Genomic DNA, 1406 nt, shown 5'->3' with positions numbered 1-1406 from the left:
CTCCTCCCCGGCGACTCCGCCGGCGCCGCCGGGACACTGAAACCGGCTGCCGGCCCTATATCCAGCCGCGCGCGCGGACCAGGGCGATGGCGGCCAGGGTGACCATGCAGGTGATCTCGCCGTCGCGGACCATCCGGTCCATCTCGGCCAGCGGGATCGTGTGGCTGGTCATGTCCCCCTCGGTGGCCTCGCGCCGGGGGGCGCCCGGTGTCAGGTCGGTGGCCAGGAAGACCTGGCCGCGCTGGGTGGAATAGCCCGCGCCCTGATAGAGCATGCCGGCGTGGCGCAGCGTGCCGGCGCGCAGCCCGGTCTCTTCCTCCAGCTCGCCGCGTGCCACCATGTCGGGCGCGGCGTCGGGGCGATCTTCCCACATGCCCATCGGCAGTTCCCACAGCCGGGCGCGCACCGGATAGCGATATTGCCGTACCAGGGTGACAGTCGGGCCGTCCGGCCCCCGGCCCAGCGGCAGGACCACCGCGAATTCGCCGCGTTCGACGATGCCGTACAGCCCCTGGTTGCCGTCGGGACGGCGGATGATGTCCTCGCGCACGCGGGTCCAGCGATTTTCATAGACGATGCGCGAGGACAGGGTGACGAACCCGCCATCATCAGGCGGAACGGACTCGGTGCTCATGGATCGGCTTCCTCAGCGGGCGGGTCCTGCACTGCGCGCGACCAGCGGTGACGCGCGCTACATGATCCCCGGCGGAATGGCGGCGTCAATAAGGCGGTCGCAGGGTCGTGACGGCGGCGGCCGTCCTTTTGACCGGTCCTGCCGGGTCCCCGGGTCTTGGACACCCCCGACCCGACCCGTATAAGGGCAGGACAAACCGGAGCCGCCCTTTCGTCATGCCCTCGTCGCAATCCGTTATGGCCCACCCGACCGTGCGGATTCTGGCGGTCGTGCTGTTCAATCTGATCTGTTACGTGGATATCGGCCTGCCGATGGCCGTCATCCCGGTCTTCGTCCACCAGCATCTGGGCTACAACACCGTGATCGCGGGGCTGGCGGTGTCGCTGCAATATCTGGCGACGTTCGCCACCCGCGCGCAGGCGGGACGGTTCGTCGATGCGAAGGGGGCCAAGCCCGCGGTGCTGATCGGGCTGGCCACCTGTGCGGCGTCGGGCGGCGCGCTGCTGCTGTCGGGTCTGTTCGTCCACCAGGCCACGCCGTCGATCCTGCTGCTGATCGCCAGCCGTATCCTGATGGGCGCCGGCGAAAGCTGGACCGCGACGGGCGCGATCCTGTGGAATATCGGCCGCGTGGGGGCCGAGCGGACGGCGCAGGTGATCTCGTGGAACGGGATCACCTCCTATGGCGGGATCGCGCTGGGCGCGCCGGTGGGCGCGGTGCTGTCGCAGATGGCGCCGCCGCTGGGCGGGCTGGTGGCGGTGGGGCTGCTGTC

At 70.1% G+C, this 1406-nt stretch carries 2 protein-coding genes; one reads left to right on the top strand and one right to left on the bottom strand.

Translation table 11 applies throughout. The features are described from left to right. Positions 1-55 precede the first annotated feature (55 nt). Positions 56-634 carry an NUDIX domain-containing protein gene (locus tag HUK84_RS18270; RefSeq protein WP_176641506.1) on the bottom strand — a complete coding sequence of 193 codons (579 nt, stop codon included), beginning with the start codon at positions 632-634 and terminating at the stop codon, positions 56-58. A gap of 215 nt (positions 635-849) precedes the next feature. On the opposite strand from HUK84_RS18270, the gene HUK84_RS18265 reads away from it, so the two are divergent. Further along, positions 850-1406, top strand: a 557-nt coding sequence (locus HUK84_RS18265) for an MFS transporter (RefSeq protein ID WP_176641505.1), incomplete at its 3' end; no start/stop codon positions are given.

It is taken from the genome of Nguyenibacter vanlangensis (genome assembly GCF_013376155.1).
Classification (GTDB): Bacteria; Pseudomonadota; Alphaproteobacteria; order Acetobacterales; family Acetobacteraceae; genus Gluconacetobacter; species Gluconacetobacter vanlangensis.
This window is presented reverse-complemented; position numbering and strand designations above follow the sequence as displayed.

What these genes read in the sequence shown, in the direction of transcription:
- HUK84_RS18270 (WP_176641506.1), bottom strand. Translation starts at nt 634, where the DNA reads ATGAGCACCGAGTCCGTTCCGCCTGATGATGGCGGGTTCGTCACCCTG.